Source organism: Amycolatopsis bullii, assembly GCF_014654205.1.
GTDB lineage: Bacteria > Actinomycetota > Actinomycetes > Mycobacteriales > Pseudonocardiaceae > Amycolatopsis > Amycolatopsis plumensis.
Genome location: NZ_BNAW01000024.1, coordinates 95,135 through 110,514 on the forward strand (window position 1 = coordinate 95,135; position 15,380 = coordinate 110,514).

The following is a 15,380-nucleotide window of genomic DNA, read 5'->3' on the forward strand; positions in this document are numbered from 1 at the left end:
CCCGAAATCAGCCTAGCTCGCCGCCACCGGTGTCGTCGTCGGCTTCCAGGACGGGCGGCTCGCCTCGAAGCTGTCGATCTCACCGGCATGGCGCAACGTCAGCGCGATGTCGTCGAGACCTTCCAGCAGCCGCCAGCGGACGTAGTCGTCGATCTGGAAGGGCGCGGTGAAGTCCTTGGCGCGCACGGTCTTGGTTTCGAGGTCGACCGTGACCTCGGTGCCGGGCTCGTTCTCCAGCAGCTTCCAGAGCAGCTCGACGTCGTGCTGCTCGCACTGCGCGGCCACCAGGCCGCCCTTGCCGGAGTTCCCGCGGAAGATGTCGGCGAACCGGGCGGAGATGACGACCTTGAAGCCGTAGTCCATCAGCGCCCAGACGGCGTGCTCGCGGGAGGAACCGGTTCCGAAGTCCGGTCCCGCGACCAGCACGCTCCCGTTCCGGAACGGCTCCTGGTTGAGGATGAAGTCCTCGTCGCCGCGCCAGGCGGCGAACAGGCCGTCCTCGAACCCGGTCCGGGTCACCCGCTTGAGGTAGACCGCCGGGATGATCTGGTCGGTGTCCACGTTGGACCTGCGCAGCGGGACGCCGACGCCGGTGTGCTGGGTGAACGGTTCCATGGCTGTAGCTCCTCGGGTGGTCAGCGGGCGGCGGTCAGCAGGTCTTCCGGCGACGACAGCGTGCCCCGCACGGCCGTGGCGGCGGCCACGAGCGGCGAGACCAGGTGCGTCCGGCCGCCCTTGCCCTGCCGGCCCTCGAAGTTGCGGTTCGACGTCGACGCGCTGCGCTCACCCGGCTTCAGCTGGTCCGGGTTCATGCCCAGGCACATCGAGCAGCCGGCCTGGCGCCACTCGGCACCCGCCTCGGTGAAGACCTGGTCGAGGCCCTCGGCCTCGGCGGCCTTGCGGACGCGCATCGAGCCGGGAACCACCAGCATCCGGACCGAGTCCGCCACTTTCCGACCACGCAGCACCTCGGCCGCGGCCCGCAGGTCCTCGATCCGGCCGTTGGTGCAGGAGCCGAGGAAGACGGTGTCGACGGCGATCTCGCGCAGCGGCGTGCCGGGCTTCAAGTCCATGTAGGACAGGGCTTTTTCAGCGGCGATGCGGTCGTTCTCATCCGGGATCTGCTCCGGGTCGGGCACCTCGGCACCCAGCGGGAGCCCCTGGCCGGGGTTGGTGCCCCAGGTCACGAACGGCGTCAGCGCGCTCGCGTCGAGGTGCACCTCGGCGTCGAACTCGGCGCCGTCGTCGGTGCGCAGCTGCCGCCAGTTTTCGACCGCCGCGTCCCAGTCCGCGCCCTGCGGCGCGTGCGGACGGCCCTTCAGGTACTCGAACGTCGTGTCGTCCGGCGCGATCATCCCGGCGCGGGCGCCGGCCTCGATCGACATGTTGCAGATGGTCATCCGGGCCTCCATCGAGAGGGCCTCGATGGCCTTGCCGCGGTACTCCAGGACGTAGCCCTGGCCGCCGCCGGTGCCGATCTTGGCGATCACCGCGAGGATGATGTCCTTCGCCGTGACGCCGGGGCGCAGCTCGCCGTCGACGGTGATCGCCATCGTCTTGAACGGACGCAGCGGCAGCGTCTGGGTGGCCATGACGTGCTCGACCTCGGACGTGCCGATGCCGAAGGCGATGGCGCCGAACGCGCCGTGCGTCGAGGTGTGGCTGTCGCCGCAGACCACGGTCATGCCGGGCTGGGTCAGGCCGAGCTGGGGGCCGATGACGTGCACGATGCCCTGCTCGGCGTCACCCATGGGGTGCAACCGGACCCCGAACTCCTTGCAGTTGCGGCGAAGGGTGTCGACCTGGGTGCGCGAGACCGGATCGGCGATGGGGAGCTCGATGTCCACGGTCGGGACGTTGTGGTCCTCGGTCGCGATGGTCAGGTCGGGGCGGCGCAGCTGCCGCCCGGCCAGGCGGAGGCCGTCGAAGGCCTGCGGGCTGGTGACTTCGTGCAGCAGGTGGAGGTCGATGTAGAGCAGATCCGGTTCGGCGCCTTCGCCTCGGCGCACGAGGTGGCTTTCCCACACCTTCTCCGCCAGCGTGCGGGCCTTGCCGGTCGGGCTGGTCATCTCCGGCTCCTTCCACGGTTCGTCGACGAACTCGGGCGCGCACCTGCGTGATCGGGTGCGAGCCGCGAAGGAGGGCGCAGCTCGAGTTCAGGGTTTTCCCAGATACTGGACTTCCCAAAGTGCGGGACGCTAGTATCGGTTCGTGGGACAGCATAGCGGTATCGGAGTACTGGACAAAGCAGTGGCCGTCCTGCAGGCGGTCGCGGACGACCCCTGCGGCCTCGCGGAACTGTGCACGCGGACCGGCCTCCCCCGTGCCACCGCGCACCGGCTCGCGGTCGGCCTGGAGGTGCACCGGCTGCTGCGCCGCGGTCCGGACGGGCGCTGGCGCCCCGGTACGGCGCTGGCCGAGCTCGCGGGCGGTTCGACGGACCCGCTGCTCGACGCCGCGGGCGTGGTGCTGCCGAAGCTGCGCGACGTCACGGGCGAGAGTGTCCAGCTGTACCGGCGCGACGGCGTGCAGCGCGTGTGCGTCGCGACGGCGGAACCGCCGAGTGGCCTGCGCGACACGGTGCCGGTGGGTTCGCGCCTGCCGATGACGGCCGGATCGGGCGCGAAGGTGCTCGCGGCCTGGGCGGACCCGCACACGCAGCGCACGATCCTGGCGGACGCGGTCTTCGGCGAGCGGACGCTCCTCGAAGTCCGGCGGCGGGGCTGGGCGCAGAGCGTGGCGGAGCGCGAGCCAGGTGTGGCGAGCATCTCCGCGCCGGTGCGGGATTCCGCGGGCACGGTCGTGGCGGCGGTTTCGGTGTCGGGGCCGATCGAGCGGATCGGCCGGAAGCCGGGAGCTCGCTGGGCGGCGGACCTTCTTGCCGCGGCGGACGCTCTGCAGGAGCGCCTCTGAGGTTTGCCCGGTTGTCCCCAGGCCGGTGCGGATGTGGACAAACGGCTCCGGGCAGCGGCATTTCCGGCAATCTTGTCGGCCGCGGCCGATACGCTGGACCCGGGGGGCGCCCCCGGGGCGGTGGCGGCGATTTGAGTGTGGGGACTGATCGAGCGGATCGGCCGGAAGCCCGGTGGGCAGCGGACCTCCTCGCCGCGACGGACGCTCTGCAGGAGCGGCTCTGAAGTTCGCCGGGTGCGGTTCCCTCGGGCTGGTCCGGATGCGGACGCTCCGCAAGATCGCCTCCGGCGTTGGCCAGGCCCGGTTTCCCCAGGCTGATCCGGAAGTGGACGCTCCGCAAGATCGCCTCCGGCGTTGGCCAGGCCCGGTTTCCCCAGGCTGATCCGGATGTGGACGTTCTGCAGGAGCGCCTCTGAGGTTCGCCGGTTGTCCCCAGGACGGTCCGGATGTGGACAAACGACCCCGGACAGCGGCTTTCCCGGCATTCTTGTCGGCCACGGCCGATACGCTGGACCCGGGGGGCGCCCCCGGGCAGCGGCGGCAAATCCGCAACCGATTGCGCCCGGCAGGTCCACCTGGCACCGTGGCCCGATGCTGAATCAAGTGGCCGACGGTGTCTGGGTGCGGCAGAGCGAGTGGGTCTGGAGCAACACCACCGTCGTCGAAACGGACGCCGGTCTCGTTCTCGTCGATCCCGGGATCCGCGGCTCCGAACTCGAGCAGCTCGCCGACGACCTCGACCGGCTCGGGATCCCCGTCGTCGCCGGGTTCTCCACCCATCCTCACTTCGACCACCTGCTCTGGCACCCCCGCTTCGGCGACGTCCCCCGGTACGCCACCGCCGCGAACGCCCGCATCGCCGGGGAAGCCCGCGAACGAGCCCAGGCCATGGCGAAGGAAACCGCGCCCGACATCCCCCTTGAACCGATCGCGCTCCTCACCCCGCTGCCCGAAGACCAGGGCCCTATCCCCGGCGAGGTCATCGAGCACGACGCGCACGCCGTCGGCCACGCCGCCCTGCTCCTCGCCGACCGGAGTGTGCTCATCGCCGGGGACATGCTCTCCGATGTCCTGATCCCGCTCCTTGACCGCCGCCGTGCCGAGCCGCCCGCCTCCTACCTGGCCGCGCTCAACCGGCTGGAGGAAGCCGCCCGGCACGTCGACGTCCTCATCCCCGGCCACGGCGCCGTCGCCGGGAAACCGGAGATCGCCGCCCGGTTCGCCGTCGACCGGGCCTACCTGGAAGCCGTCGCGCGGGGCGAGGAGCCGGACGACCAGCGCTGGGGGAAGTAGCGCCGTTCGGGTGACCGTCGGCGAACTCGCGTATTCGGTGACGGCGGCCACGTCTCCTCTTAGTCGGCACACCAGAGGGGGATGACCACCATGCACACCGAACTGAACCGCCGGGCGATGGCGATGCTGCGGGCCGTCGGGGCCGGGCGGGCCGAACTCACCTGCAGCTGCGAACCCGACCTGCGGGTCGACGGCCTGCCCTGCTGCGACCAGGCGACCGCCCACCAGCTGGCCCGGGCCGGCCTGATCCGGCCCGTGCGGGCCGTCGCCGTCGGCCAGTGGACGCGGGCCGAGCTCACCACCGAGGGCCTGCGGGTGCTGGGCGGCACCCTCGCCGCCGCGTGACGCAACCGGCGGGTCCGCTCGCGCGTGTACCCGGCAAACGCGAGGGGGAGCCATGAAGATCGCCGCTGCTTTGCTCGGCACCTGCCTGTTGCTGACCGCGTGCGGGGGCACGCCGCCGGCCCAGGCACCGCCGTCCCGGACCCAGAGCCCGGTCGAGACCGTCACGTCCTCGCCGTCCGCCGATCCGGCCGCCGTGCGCTGGGTGGACGGCTTCTGCACCGCCATCCACGACTACCGGGAACGCACCAACCGGGAAGCCGAGCTCACGCCGCCGACGCCCGGCACCGTTGCCGAAGCGCAGAAGGCGCTCAGCGCGGAACTCGGCGGCATCGCGGCCCGCACCGGCGAGGCGGCCGGCAAGCTCGCCGCGCTGCCGCCCGCGCCGGTGCCGCTCGGCGACACCGTGCGCCAGGGGTTCGTCGCGAAGTTCACCAAGGCCCGGGACCGCGCGGCCGGGGCGAAGGCCGAGCTCGACCGCGCGAAGCCGGGTAACCAGGCTTCCCAGGGCCCCGCCGCCCAGGCCATCGAACAGGCGCAGCGGGACATCGACGGCACCTACGACCCGGTCGGGGCCATCACGGCGTCCCCGGAGCTGGTGCGCGCCGCCGCCACGGCGCCCGGCTGCAAGGCCTGAAACCTCAGCGCCGCACCAGCGGGGCCTGCACCGGCAGGGACCGCGACGAGCCGCCGGCGGACACGGTGAACGTCCCGCGCGTGGGCTGCCACGCGTGGGCCGCCGTGTCCCAGACGGAGAAGGCGCGCGCGTCCAGCCGGATCGTCACCCGCCGGGCCTGCCCGGGTGCCAGCGTGACCCGCTCGAAGCCCTTGAGCTGCCGTGGCGGCTCGCCCGCGGCCGCCGGGAAGCCCAGGTACAGCTGGGCGACCTCGGCGCCCGCCCGCGGCCCGGTGTTCCGGACCGTGAACGTCGCCGTGGCGCCGTCGCCGGTGTTGCGCACCGACAGACCCGAGTAGGCGAACGTCGTGTACGACAGGCCGTGGCCGAACGGGAACAGCGGCGCACGCCCCTGCGCGTCGAACCACCGGTAACCGACCTGCAGGCCCTCGGAGTACGTCGCGACGCCGCCGACGCCGGGGAACTGCGCGGGGGTGTTCGCCGGCGTGTCGGCGTCCGCGGCGGGGAACGTGATCGGCAGCTTCGCCGACGGGTTGACGTCGCCGAAGAGCACGCCCGCCACCGCCGCGCCGTCCTGCTGGCCGGGGTACCACGCCTCCAGGATCGCCGGCACGCGCGAGACCCACGGCATGAGCACCGGGCCGCCGCTCTTCACGACGACGACCGTGTGCGGATTGGCCTCGGCGACGGCGGCCACCAGGGCGTCCTGGTCGCCTTCCAGCGCCAGGCTCGGCCGGTCCTTGCCCTCGGTCTCGTTGTCCCCGACCATCACCACGCTGACCTCGGCGGTCCGGGCCAGTGCGGCCGCGCGCGCCACGTCGCTGCCGTCGTCGAGGGTCACCAGCGCACCGGGCACGCGCTGCCGCAGGCCCGGCAGCGGGTCCACTGTGGACGTCGGGATGACGGCCGAGCTGCCGCCACCGCCGGTCTTGGCCTTGGTCGCGAACGGCCCGATGAGGGCGATCGACCGCACGCCCGCGTCGAGCGGGAGCTGCGCGTGCTCGTTGCGCAGCAGCACCATGCCGCGTTCGGCGAACTCCTTCGCGGCGGCGTCGTGCTGCGCGGTGGGCAGCGGGGTCAGTACCGGCGGGTGGTCGAACTGCCCGAAGGCGAACATGGTGCGGAACCGCGGCAGCAGCAGCTCGTCGACGCGCTGTTCGGTCACCTGCCCGGCCAGCACGGCCTGCTTCAGCTTGTCGCCGTACCAGGTGCCGTCGATCATCTCGAGGTTCATGCCCGCGTTCACCGACCCGAGCGTGCTGTGCGCGGCCCCCCAGTCCGACTGGATGAACCCCCTGAAGCCCCAGTCGTCGCGCAGCTTGCCCTGCAGCAGCGCCGGGTCCTCGCACAGGAACACGCCGTTGATCTTGGGGAAGGCGCACATCACCGAGCCCGCGCGGCCCTCGGTGACGGCCTGCTCGAAGTGCGGCAGGTAGATCTCGTTGAGCGTGCGCTCGTCGATGTGCTCGTCGATGGTGAAGCGCTGGGTCTCCTGGTTGTTGGCCGCGTAGTGCTTGACCTCGGCGATCGTGCCGTTCTCCTGGATCCCGCGGATGTCGGCGGCGGCCAGCGCGCCGACGAGGAAGGGGTCTTCGCCCATGCCTTCGAACGTCCGGCCGTTGCGCGGGACGCGGGCGATGTTGATGTCCGGCGCCTCGGAGACGTGGTGGGCGAGCGCGCGGGTTTCGCTGCCGATCAGCCGGCCGTACCGGCGCGCGAGACCGGTGTCGAACGTCGACGCCAGCGCCATGGTGGCCGGCAGCGCGGTCGCCGGTTTCTGCGGTTTGTCGTCGGCCGGGCCCATGCCCGCCGGGCCGTTGGCGATGCGGAACCCCGGCACGCCCAGCCGCGGGATCGGCGGCACGAACCGCTGGTGCTCGGCGTCGGGCTGCAGGTGCAGCTGGGAGATCTTCTCGTCGAGCGTCATCGCCGCGACGAGGGCGGCGGCCCGGCGATCGGGTGACTGCCGGGCGTCGCGCCAGGGTTGCGCCTGCGCGGCCGCCGGTGTCGCCAGCGACAACCCCAGGACCACGACGAGAACGAGCGGGCTTCTGCGCATCCGGCCAAGCTAATCCATACGTGACAACAAAACATAGACTCGATTTACGTTCACGTACTTGAACAGGAATTGGACTCAACCATTTCCCCGGCTCAAGCGTGGGAGGAACACCAACGAGAGGGGACGAGTCATGGTCAAGAAAACCCTGATCGGCCTAATGGCGGCGAGCGCGGCGACGCTCGCGCTGTCGGCCCCGGCGAGTGCGGCCGACGAAGGCGGGTGGAGCCTCACCTCGAAGGTCGAGCCGGGCGGCCGGATCAACGCCGACGTGTACACCGGACTGGGCCACTCGGCCTGCACGCCGACCGGGCCGGTCACGTCGGCGGGCTTCACCGCTCCGATCAAGATGGTCGGCATGGGCAACTGGGGGCACATGGGCGGCAGCACGACGGCGATCAAGCGCCCCGGCAAGTACACCGCGTCCTACCCGTGCTCGGACGGCCGGTCGCCGACCCTCACCTTCACGATCCTGGGCACTCCGCCGCCGGACCCGACGACGAAGCCCAAGCCGCCGGCCACCCAGCCGAAGCCGTCGAAGCCCGCGAAACCGGCGAAACCGCAGGTCGCGGCCAAGCCGGCGGGAGCACCGCAGACCGGGGACGGCTCCCTGAGTTGATCCTCCACAAAGGACACCGGAGGCCCGCCGTCGTGAGTGGTAAGGAGGGTTAGAACACGCCTTACCACTCACGACCGGCGGCGGCAGGGGTCATCCGCGGGTCGCGGCCAGGCGCAACGCCCGGTAGACGAACTGCTGGTCGCCGAGCCGGTGGCGCAGGTCGCGCTCCAGCCCCGCGATCGGGTAGAGGTTCTGCGGTGCCCGCGAGTCCTTATAGGCGACCGACGCGAACCGGCCCAGCACCGACTGGGTGACGTTCGCCAGCTCGGCGACCTGGTCGCGCCCGAGGTGCGGGGCCGCCTCCACCCGCACGACCCCCGACCACGGCGGCCCGCCCACCGACGGCAGCCGCAGGTACCACGAGTGCCGCACCCACGTCGTGCCCATCAGGAACACCGGCGTGCGCTGGTGCGGGCCGAGCCGGCCGACCATGGCGTTGAGCTCGCCGGGCAGGTACGTCGTCTGGTGGCTCTTGATGAACCCGACGGCCCGGTCGAGGTGCGCACGGCCGCGCAGCGGGCCGTCCACCACGAGCAGGTCGTCGCCCACGTGACCGGCGATCGCCGTGCGCGCCCGGATCGCGGTGTCCAGCTCGGTTTCGGCCAGCTGCTCCTGCAGCGCCGACGACAGCACCACCGGCAGCGGCTTGTCCTCCTTGGCCGCCGCCCGGTGCGCGGTGTAGATCCCGGCCGGGGTGACGATGTCGTCCGCCTGCGGAGCGACGGTGAACAGCCCCCGCCGGACGTCGGTGCCGACGACGTGCGCCTGCCCCTCGCAGCAGCACACGACGCCCGCCGCGTAGGACGCGCAGATCCCGATGGACGCCGAGTTCGTCCCGGCCGGGTCGTCGATCCAGACGCGCGCGTCGATCCGGCGGACGCCGTCGACGAACAGCACGGCTTCCGGCGGCGACACCGGCGACGGGTCGATCGGCGCCCACTCCGCCTCGGGGACCTCGACGTCGAGTTCGACCTCGGCCTGGGAGCGGCCGAGCTCCTCGGCCTCCATCGAGCTGCCGTAGCCCGGGTCCCAGGCGTCGATGCTGAAGTTCATTCCGGCCACCGTGTCGAAGGGGTGAACGGTCATGCGCCCTCCCTGGCGATGTGCGAGCCGGTGCCGTCCCGGGTTACCAGGAAGCGCACCGGGACGCGCTCGGCGAGCGCCGGCACGTGCGTGATCACCCCGACCATCCGGGAGCCGGACGCGGCGAGGTTCTCCAAAGTGGACGCCACGACGTCGAGGGTGGCCTCGTCCAGCGTTCCGAAACCCTCGTCGAGGAAGATCGACTCCAGCCGGGTCGCGCCTTCCGCCGCGAGGGCTCCCAGCTGCGAAGACAGCGCCAGGGCCAGGGCGAGCGACGCCTGGAACGTCTCGCCGCCGGACAGCGTCTTGACCGGGCGCCGGGCGTCGGCCTCGTTGTGGTCCACCACCAGGAAGTCGCCCTTGTCGTGGGTCAGCTCGAACTGGCCGCCGGACAGTTCCAGCAGCGACGCCGACGCCTCCGCGACCAGCGTGTCGAGCGCGCCGGCGATCAGCCAGCGCGGGAACTTGTCCGACCGCAGCTGATCCGCGAGCAGCCGCGCGACCTGGGCGTCAGACTCCGCGGCCGCGATGTCGGCGTGCAGCCCGGCCACCCGGGCCACCCGCCGTTCCATGTCGGTGCGGTCGGCTTCGGCGCGGGCCCGGGCGGCCGCGACGGCGACCGGGACGCGGTCGCGCACCGGCCCCTCCGGCAGGACGACCCCGAGCGCGGTGACGTCACCGGCGACCGCGCGTTCGGCCGCCTGCAACGCTTCGGCGGCTTCGCCCTCCGCGGTCTTCGCGACGGCCAACTGCTCGCGGTGGGATCTCGCCTGGCCGGCGGCCCAATCCGTGAGCGCGTTCCAGGCGGCGAGGAGGCCTTCACCGTCGGTGTCAACCGGGGCTTCGCCCCGGGCCCCCAAAAAGCCGTCGATCGGCGGAGCGCCGAGGCCGACCAGCGGGTCGCGCGCCCGGGACAGCTTCTGTCGTTCGACATCGACCTCCTTCGCGATGCCCGCCTGGTTGTCGAGGGCTTGCTTCGCGGCCGCGCGGGCGGTCCGCAAGGCCGCGTCCGCCTGCTTCGCGGTTTCTTCGAGGGAAGCGACCTTCGCCAGCTGCTCGGTGACCACCTCGGCAGACGGTGCGCCGTCGAGGGCCGCGGTCAATTCCGCCTGCCGTCGCCGGGCGGTCGCCAGTTCGGTGCTCGCCGACTGCTCGGCCAGCCCCGTATCGACCGCGCGGGTGCGCCGCTGCTCGGCGTCCCGCTCGGCAGTCCGGAATTCCTCCGCCGCGACGACGGCTTCCTTGCCCGCGGCTTCGGCGGCCGCTTCGAGCGCGGCCAGCACCGTGCGCCGTTCCTCCAGGGCGGCGGCCGCCCAGGTGGTGAGGCGCTGCCACCCCGCCGGGACGTCGTCGCCGTCGAGGGCGGGCGCCCCCAGCTCCACCAGGGGATCGCGCGCCGCCCGCAGGGCCTCGCGCGCCGCCGTGAACGATTTCGCCACGACATCGGCGTCTTGCTGTGCCGCCGCGCGTTCGGCCCGGGCCGCGGCCAGTTCCGCGTCGGCGGCGCGCGCGGCCTCGGCGACGCGGGCGCGGCGGTCGATCGTCGCGGAAAGCCATTCGCCGCGTTCGCGGACGGCGGCGACGAGATCGGCGTAGTCCTGCTCGGAGAAAGCCGCCTGGACCGGCCGCCGCAGCACCGCGGACTCGGGCGGACCGGCCACTTCCGCCAGCACCACACGCAGTTCTTCCGCCTGGGCGGCCGCCGACGCGGCCGAGTCGGCGTCGCGGTCCACGGCCCGTTCCAGCTTGCGCACGCCCGCTTCGGCCGCCGCGCGATCGCGTTCGGCGTGGTCGACGCGTTCGCGCGCCTCGGCCAGGTGCGCGTGCCCACCGGCGTCCGGCAGCGTGGCGACCTCCTGCTCGCACACCGGGCACGGGTGCCCGACGGCGAGCCCGGCCCGCAGCACCAGCGCTTGCCCGGTCTGCTCGGCTTCGGCCAGCGCGGCCTTCGCCGCGGCGAGTTCGGCGTCGGCCGCGGCGAGGGCCGTGCGCGCCGTCGCGAGCTCGGCCCGGCGGACGGTCTGCTCCGGCGCGGCTTTGCGCTGCGCGTCGCAGATCGTGTACAGCGTGCGGGCGTCGGACCGGGCGGCCGCGAGCGGAGCGACGTCGGGCTGCGCTTCCAGCGCTTGGCGTGCTTCGGCGTCGACGGCCTCGGCGGCCTGCAGGCGCGCGTCGGCGGCCGCCGTGCGCTTCGCCACCCGCGCCGATTCCGCCGACAGGTCCCCGAGCTCCGCCGGTGGCCGCAGGCCGGCGAGGCGATCCCGGTCCTGCCGGGCGCGGGCGGCTTCGGCGGCGGTGTCCTCCGCCGCCCGGGCCAGCTTGTCGCGGTTCTCGCGGGCCGCGTCGACGACCGACACCGCTTCGCGCGCTGCCGTGGCGGCAGTTTCCTTCGCCTCCTTCGCCGCTTTCGCCGCTTCTTCGAGCCGCGGGAGGGCCTTCTCGGTGGCCTCGAGCTCGGTGCGGTCGGCGCGGATCCGTTCCAGCCCACTGCGCTCGGGCGCCGCGGCGAGGGCGGCACGAGCTGCTTCGTCCGCCGTTTCCGCCGTCTCCAGCGCGCGCCGGGCGGCGGTGGCCGCGTCCGCTGCGTCGCGGCGCCGGGTTTCGAGGTCTTCGACGCCGTCCGGGCGTTCCACGGCGTCGAGGACTTTCAGCTCCGCGGTGAGGGTGGCGACGCGTTGGCGGGCTTCGTCGTGCGCGCGCGTGGCGTCGTTCAACGCCGGCAGGGCGGCGTTCACCCGCGCGTCCAGCTCCTCCAGGGCCGTCATCCGGGCGGCCAGCTCCGCGACGGCTTCCTCGGTGGCGTCGGCGTAGCTGCCGAGCTGTTCGGTGAGGACGGCGGCACGCTGCTTCTGCTGCTCCGCCGTCACCCCGGCCCGGCGGCCGATCCGCTCGTAGACCTCCAGGCCCAGCAGCTTGATGAGGATCTTCTGCCGGTCGGCGGCCTTCGCGTGCAGGAATTCGGCGAAGTCGCCCTGCGGCAGCGCCACGCAGGTGCAGAAGTGCTTGAACGTCAACCCGAGCAGGCGCTCGACCGCCGGGGTGACCTCGGAGTCCGCGGCGACGGCGTCGGCGTCGTCTTCGGGGCCGCCGAGCGCGGCGGGGTCGATGAGCCGTTCCAGGCGGACGTTCTTGACGCTGACCGTGGGTTTCTTGCCGCCGCTGCGCCGGACTTCCCGCACGACGTGGTAGCGCGCGCCGCCGGCGTCGAAGACCAGCCGCACGGTCGCGCGGTTCACCGTCGGCGCCAGCGCGGGGGCGACCAGGCCTTCGTGGTCCCACCGGGCGACGGACCCGTACAACGCGAAGGTGAGCGCGTCGATGACCGTGCTCTTGCCCGCACCGGTCGGCCCGACGAGCGCGAAGTAATCGGTGTCTTCGAAGCTGATCTCGGTCTTCTCGCGGAAGGACGCGAAGCCGGTCATCTCCAGCAGCACTGGCCGCATGTCACACCCCGCTCGTCTCTTCGTCGTGCAGCCGCGCGAAGAGCGCCTGCACGCGCTTGTCCTCGATCGTGCGTTCCGCGCAGTAGCTCGCGAACAGCTCCCCCGGCGAACGGTCCGCGACCGCGCGGTCGCCGCCCGAGGTCGTCACCGGCGCGGCGAACTCCGGGTCGATGCGGATTTCCAGGGCGTTCGGCAGGGCTTCCTGGATCTCTTCGCGCAGCCCCGCCCTGGTCGCTTCGCGGATGTACACCCGGAGGTAGTCCTCACCGAACTCCGCGGCGCGGCCGGTCAGTTCCGCCACCGTGCCGTGGACGGTCCGCAGTTTCCGGCCCGCGGTCAGCGGGATGTCGGTGATCTTCGCGGGCGTGGTGGGACTCACCTCCACCGACAGCACGACGCTGGTGTTGTCCTGCTCGCCGAAGTCGACGGCGAACGGCGAACCGCTGTAGTGCACCGGGCACGGGGCGGGCAGCGACTGGCGCCGGTGCAGGTGGCCCAGCGCCACGTAGTGCGGATCGGCGCCGAACGCCGTGGCGGGCACGTGGTACTCGAAGATGGACTGCGCCGCGCGTTCCCCGCCGCCCATCGTCCCGCCGGTCACCGTCAGGTGCGCCATGACGAGGTTCACCGCGCCCGGGGTGAACCCGGACTTGAGGTGCTCCAGGATGTCGCGCACGCGCTGGTCGTACTGGCCGACGTTGTCGGCCGGGGTCCCGGCGAGCAGCTCCGCGGCCCGGACCGCGTAGCGCTGGGAAAGGAAGGGCAGCACGGCGACGTTGACGCGCTCGCCCGTCGAACGCGCGTCGAACGAGACGACTCCGCCGTCGTGGACCGGGCGCGGGTCGCCGGTGAGCTGGATGCCCGCCGCCAGCAGGAGCGGCCGGTACGCCTCGAACGTCGCGGCGTGGTCGTGGTTCCCGGCGATGGCGAGCACCTCGGCACCGGTTTCGCGCAGCGCCATCAGCGCCCGCACCACGAGTTCCTGCGCGGCCGCCGACGGCGCCGACGTCTCGTAGAGGTCACCCGCGACGAGGATCGCGTCGAACTGCCCGTCCCGCGCGATCCGGACGATCTCGCCGAGCACGGCCCGCTGCTCGTCGAGGCGGTTGCGCCCCTTGAGCGTCTTGCCGATGTGCCAGTCGGAGGTGTGCAGGAACTTCACCCTTCGTCCTTCCGTTCGGGTGGTGGGCGGTGGGCTCAGAACGGCGGCGGGTCGTCGCCGAAGGGATCACTGCCGCGGGACGGGAGGCCGGCGAAGGGATCGCTCTTCTTCGAGGTGGCTGTCGTCGTCGGGACCTGCCCGGCCTCGGAAAGCCGCGTGGCCCAGGCCGGGAACGGGAAGCCGACGGCGATCGGCACCGGGATCTCCGGCTGGCTCACGAACATCGTGCCCGGCGTGGCGAGGGTCGCGCGGACCCGCTGGCTGGCCGGGAGGAAGCCGTACTCCGGCCGCGACGCCTCGGCGGCGTCGAGGCGGCCGACGATGCGCACCGAGCTGTTGCTGACGATCCGGCGCTCGACCTCGCTGGCGGTCTGCTGCGCGCCGATCAGGATGACGCCCAGGGAACGGCCGCGCTCGGCGATGTCCAGCAGCACCTCCTTGATCGGGCTGCTGCCTTCGCGCGGCGCGTACTTGTTGAGCTCGTCGAGCATGGTGAACAGCAGCCCGCCCGGGCCGGCCGCCTCCTTGCGCGCGGTCTCCGCGGCGAGCGTCACGCCGACGACGAACCGCTGCGCGCGCTCGACGAGGTTGTGGATGTCCACCACGGTCACCTGCTGGTTCTCCGTGGACAACTGGCGTGCGGGGTGATCGGCGAGGTCGCCGCGGATGAGGCCGGAGAGGGCGCGCTGGCTCGAGCGCAGGCGGCGGATGAAGGCGTTGACCGTGCCCGCGCCGGTGACCGCACCCGCCCAGCTCGCGCGGGTTTCCTCGTCGGTGACGCGCTCGCAGATGACGTCGACGAGCTCGGCGTAGGTGCGGCACAGGACGCCGTCGACGTTCGCCGCGCCGTCCTTGCCCGCCGGGGTGCTGTCGAGGCGCAGGCGGTTCGCGACCTGGTGGATGACCATCGTGTACTGGTTGCGCTCGTCCTCGGCGTCGGCGAAGACGTAGGGCAGCAGGTCCTTGGCGCAGAACTCCGCGATGGTCCACCAGAACGCGCCCACGCCCGAGGTCCGCCCGGTCACGTAAGGCTTCCCCGTGGTGTCCGACGGCGTCGGCGGCGCGTAGAAGCCGACGGACGCGAAGGGCTCCGCGGGCAGGCCGAGCTTGGCGTACTCGGCCTTGAGGTTTTCGTCGAGAGCGCGGTTGGGCGTGTCGAGGAACAGCAGGTCCTCGCCCTTGACCGAGAAGACGAGGGCCTTGGCGTTGTGGGCGTTGGGCAGGGCACCGCCGCGGAAGATCGAGTGCAGCAGGAACAACGCGAACGACGTCTTCGTGGCCACGCCGGAGACGCCGCTGATGCTGACGTGCGCGCCGCGCGTCCCGTCGAGGAAGTCCATGTTGAGGTAGACGGGTTCGCCGTCGCGGCCGAGGCCGACCGCCACCTGGCGGGTCATGTTGTCGAAGTACAGCGCCTGTGCGCGATCCTCTCCCACGGCCCGCTCCACCCGGCTGCCCGGCTTCGGCGGCACGTAGCACTCGGGCTCGACGCGGGTGGTGGCGATCTCGGCGATCTCCTGCACCTGGGCGGGCAGGACCCCGTCGGAGATCAGGAAGACGTCGCTGCCGAAGCTGGCGCCTTCGTGCCGCGCGGTCACCTGCGTGACGACGCCGTAGGAGGTGACTTGGCCCAGCCCGAGCAGTTCCCGCCGGGTCACGACGACGTCGTCGAGCTGCAGGTAGGCGTCCGGATCGACGGCCACGCAGAACTGCAGCGGCGTCGAATCCTCGGTGCCTGCCACCCGTCCGACCACGGTGGTGAGCGTCTCCTGGTCCACGGTTCTCCCTGTTCGCCCGGCACTTCCTCCCGCGGCAGACTAGCCCGCCGGTAC

Annotated in this window: 12 protein-coding genes; 5 read left to right on the plus strand and 7 right to left on the minus strand. The window is 72.4% G+C overall.

Features of this window, described 5'->3' with window-relative positions; genetic code table 11:
- Nucleotides 1-12: 12 nt before the first annotated feature.
- Nucleotides 13-615, minus strand: a complete 603-nt coding sequence (gene leuD, locus IE317_RS25160; protein WP_191313793.1) for a 3-isopropylmalate dehydratase small subunit — start codon at nucleotides 613-615, stop codon at nucleotides 13-15.
- Nucleotides 616-635: 20 nt separating this feature from the next.
- Nucleotides 636-2,069: a 3-isopropylmalate dehydratase large subunit gene (leuC, locus tag IE317_RS25165; RefSeq protein ID WP_191313794.1), complete on the minus strand. Its 1,434-nt coding sequence runs from the start codon at nucleotides 2,067-2,069 to the stop codon at nucleotides 636-638.
- Nucleotides 2,070-2,211: 142 nt separating this feature from the next.
- On the opposite strand from leuC, the gene IE317_RS25170 reads away from it, so the two are divergent.
- The 4 genes from IE317_RS25170 (at nucleotide 2,212) to IE317_RS25185 (ending at nucleotide 5,185) form a co-directional block, all read left to right on the plus strand.
- Nucleotides 2,212-2,913, plus strand: a complete 702-nt coding sequence (locus tag IE317_RS25170; RefSeq protein WP_051183801.1) for an IclR family transcriptional regulator — start codon at nucleotides 2,212-2,214, stop codon at nucleotides 2,911-2,913.
- Between the two features lie 591 nt (nucleotides 2,914-3,504).
- Complete coding sequence (locus IE317_RS25175; RefSeq protein ID WP_191313795.1) at nucleotides 3,505-4,206, plus strand: MBL fold metallo-hydrolase; 702 nt, start codon at nucleotides 3,505-3,507, stop codon at nucleotides 4,204-4,206.
- A gap of 90 nt (nucleotides 4,207-4,296) precedes the next feature.
- Nucleotides 4,297-4,551 carry a hypothetical protein gene (locus IE317_RS25180; RefSeq protein ID WP_191313796.1) on the plus strand — a complete coding sequence of 85 codons (255 nt, stop codon included), beginning with the start codon at nucleotides 4,297-4,299 and terminating at the stop codon, nucleotides 4,549-4,551.
- 52 nt (nucleotides 4,552-4,603) lie between these two features.
- Complete coding sequence (locus tag IE317_RS25185; RefSeq protein WP_191313797.1) at nucleotides 4,604-5,185, plus strand: hypothetical protein; 582 nt, start codon at nucleotides 4,604-4,606, stop codon at nucleotides 5,183-5,185.
- A 4-nt stretch (nucleotides 5,186-5,189) separates the two neighbouring features.
- Here IE317_RS25185 and IE317_RS25190 read toward each other — a convergent pair whose 3' ends face one another.
- Nucleotides 5,190-7,244 (minus strand): glycoside hydrolase family 3 C-terminal domain-containing protein, encoded by a 2,055-nt coding sequence (locus IE317_RS25190; protein ID WP_191313798.1) that lies wholly within the window; start codon nucleotides 7,242-7,244, stop codon nucleotides 5,190-5,192.
- A gap of 130 nt (nucleotides 7,245-7,374) precedes the next feature.
- Between IE317_RS25190 and IE317_RS25195 the strand changes: the two genes are divergently transcribed.
- Complete coding sequence (locus IE317_RS25195) at nucleotides 7,375-7,860, plus strand: hypothetical protein (RefSeq protein ID WP_191313799.1); 486 nt, start codon at nucleotides 7,375-7,377, stop codon at nucleotides 7,858-7,860.
- A 90-nt stretch (nucleotides 7,861-7,950) separates the two neighbouring features.
- Here IE317_RS25195 and IE317_RS25200 read toward each other — a convergent pair whose 3' ends face one another.
- The 4 genes from IE317_RS25200 to IE317_RS25215 are packed head-to-tail and all read right to left on the minus strand — an operon-like array spanning nucleotide 7,951 to nucleotide 15,326.
- Nucleotides 7,951-8,946, minus strand: coding sequence for a hypothetical protein (locus IE317_RS25200; protein ID WP_229902903.1), 996 nt, complete (start codon nucleotides 8,944-8,946; stop codon nucleotides 7,951-7,953).
- Nucleotides 8,943-12,386, minus strand: coding sequence for an AAA family ATPase (locus IE317_RS25205; protein WP_191313800.1), 3,444 nt, complete (start codon nucleotides 12,384-12,386; stop codon nucleotides 8,943-8,945). Before IE317_RS25205 ends, IE317_RS25200 begins: the two co-directional genes overlap by 4 nt.
- A gap of 1 nt (nucleotide 12,387) precedes the next feature.
- The gene (locus tag IE317_RS25210; RefSeq protein WP_191313801.1) at nucleotides 12,388-13,548 is read right to left on the minus strand and encodes an exonuclease SbcCD subunit D; all 1,161 of its coding nucleotides are present in this window, start codon (nucleotides 13,546-13,548) and stop codon (nucleotides 12,388-12,390) included.
- Between the two features lie 35 nt (nucleotides 13,549-13,583).
- Nucleotides 13,584-15,326, minus strand: coding sequence for an ATP-binding protein (locus tag IE317_RS25215; RefSeq protein ID WP_191313802.1), 1,743 nt, complete (start codon nucleotides 15,324-15,326; stop codon nucleotides 13,584-13,586).
- Nucleotides 15,327-15,380: the final 54 nt, after the last annotated feature.

Bases quoted from the DNA above. Each gene is read 5' to 3' on its own strand.
- IE317_RS25175 (WP_191313795.1), top strand. From the start codon at position 3,505: ATGCTGAATCAAGTGGCCGACGGTGTCTGGGTGCGGCAGAGCGAGTGG.
- IE317_RS25185 (WP_191313797.1), top strand. From the start codon at position 4,604: ATGAAGATCGCCGCTGCTTTGCTCGGCACCTGCCTGTTGCTGACCGCG.
- IE317_RS25195 (WP_191313799.1), top strand. From the start codon at position 7,375: ATGGTCAAGAAAACCCTGATCGGCCTAATGGCGGCGAGCGCGGCGACG.
- IE317_RS25200 (WP_229902903.1), bottom strand. From the start codon at position 8,946: ATGACCGTTCACCCCTTCGACACGGTGGCCGGAATGAACTTCAGCATC.
- leuC (WP_191313794.1), bottom strand. From the start codon at position 2,069: ATGACCAGCCCGACCGGCAAGGCCCGCACGCTGGCGGAGAAGGTGTGG.
- IE317_RS25190 (WP_191313798.1), bottom strand. From the start codon at position 7,244: ATGCGCAGAAGCCCGCTCGTTCTCGTCGTGGTCCTGGGGTTGTCGCTG.
- IE317_RS25180 (WP_191313796.1), top strand. From the start codon at position 4,297: ATGCACACCGAACTGAACCGCCGGGCGATGGCGATGCTGCGGGCCGTC.
- leuD (WP_191313793.1), bottom strand. From the start codon at position 615: ATGGAACCGTTCACCCAGCACACCGGCGTCGGCGTCCCGCTGCGCAGG.
- IE317_RS25205 (WP_191313800.1), bottom strand. From the start codon at position 12,386: ATGCGGCCAGTGCTGCTGGAGATGACCGGCTTCGCGTCCTTCCGCGAG.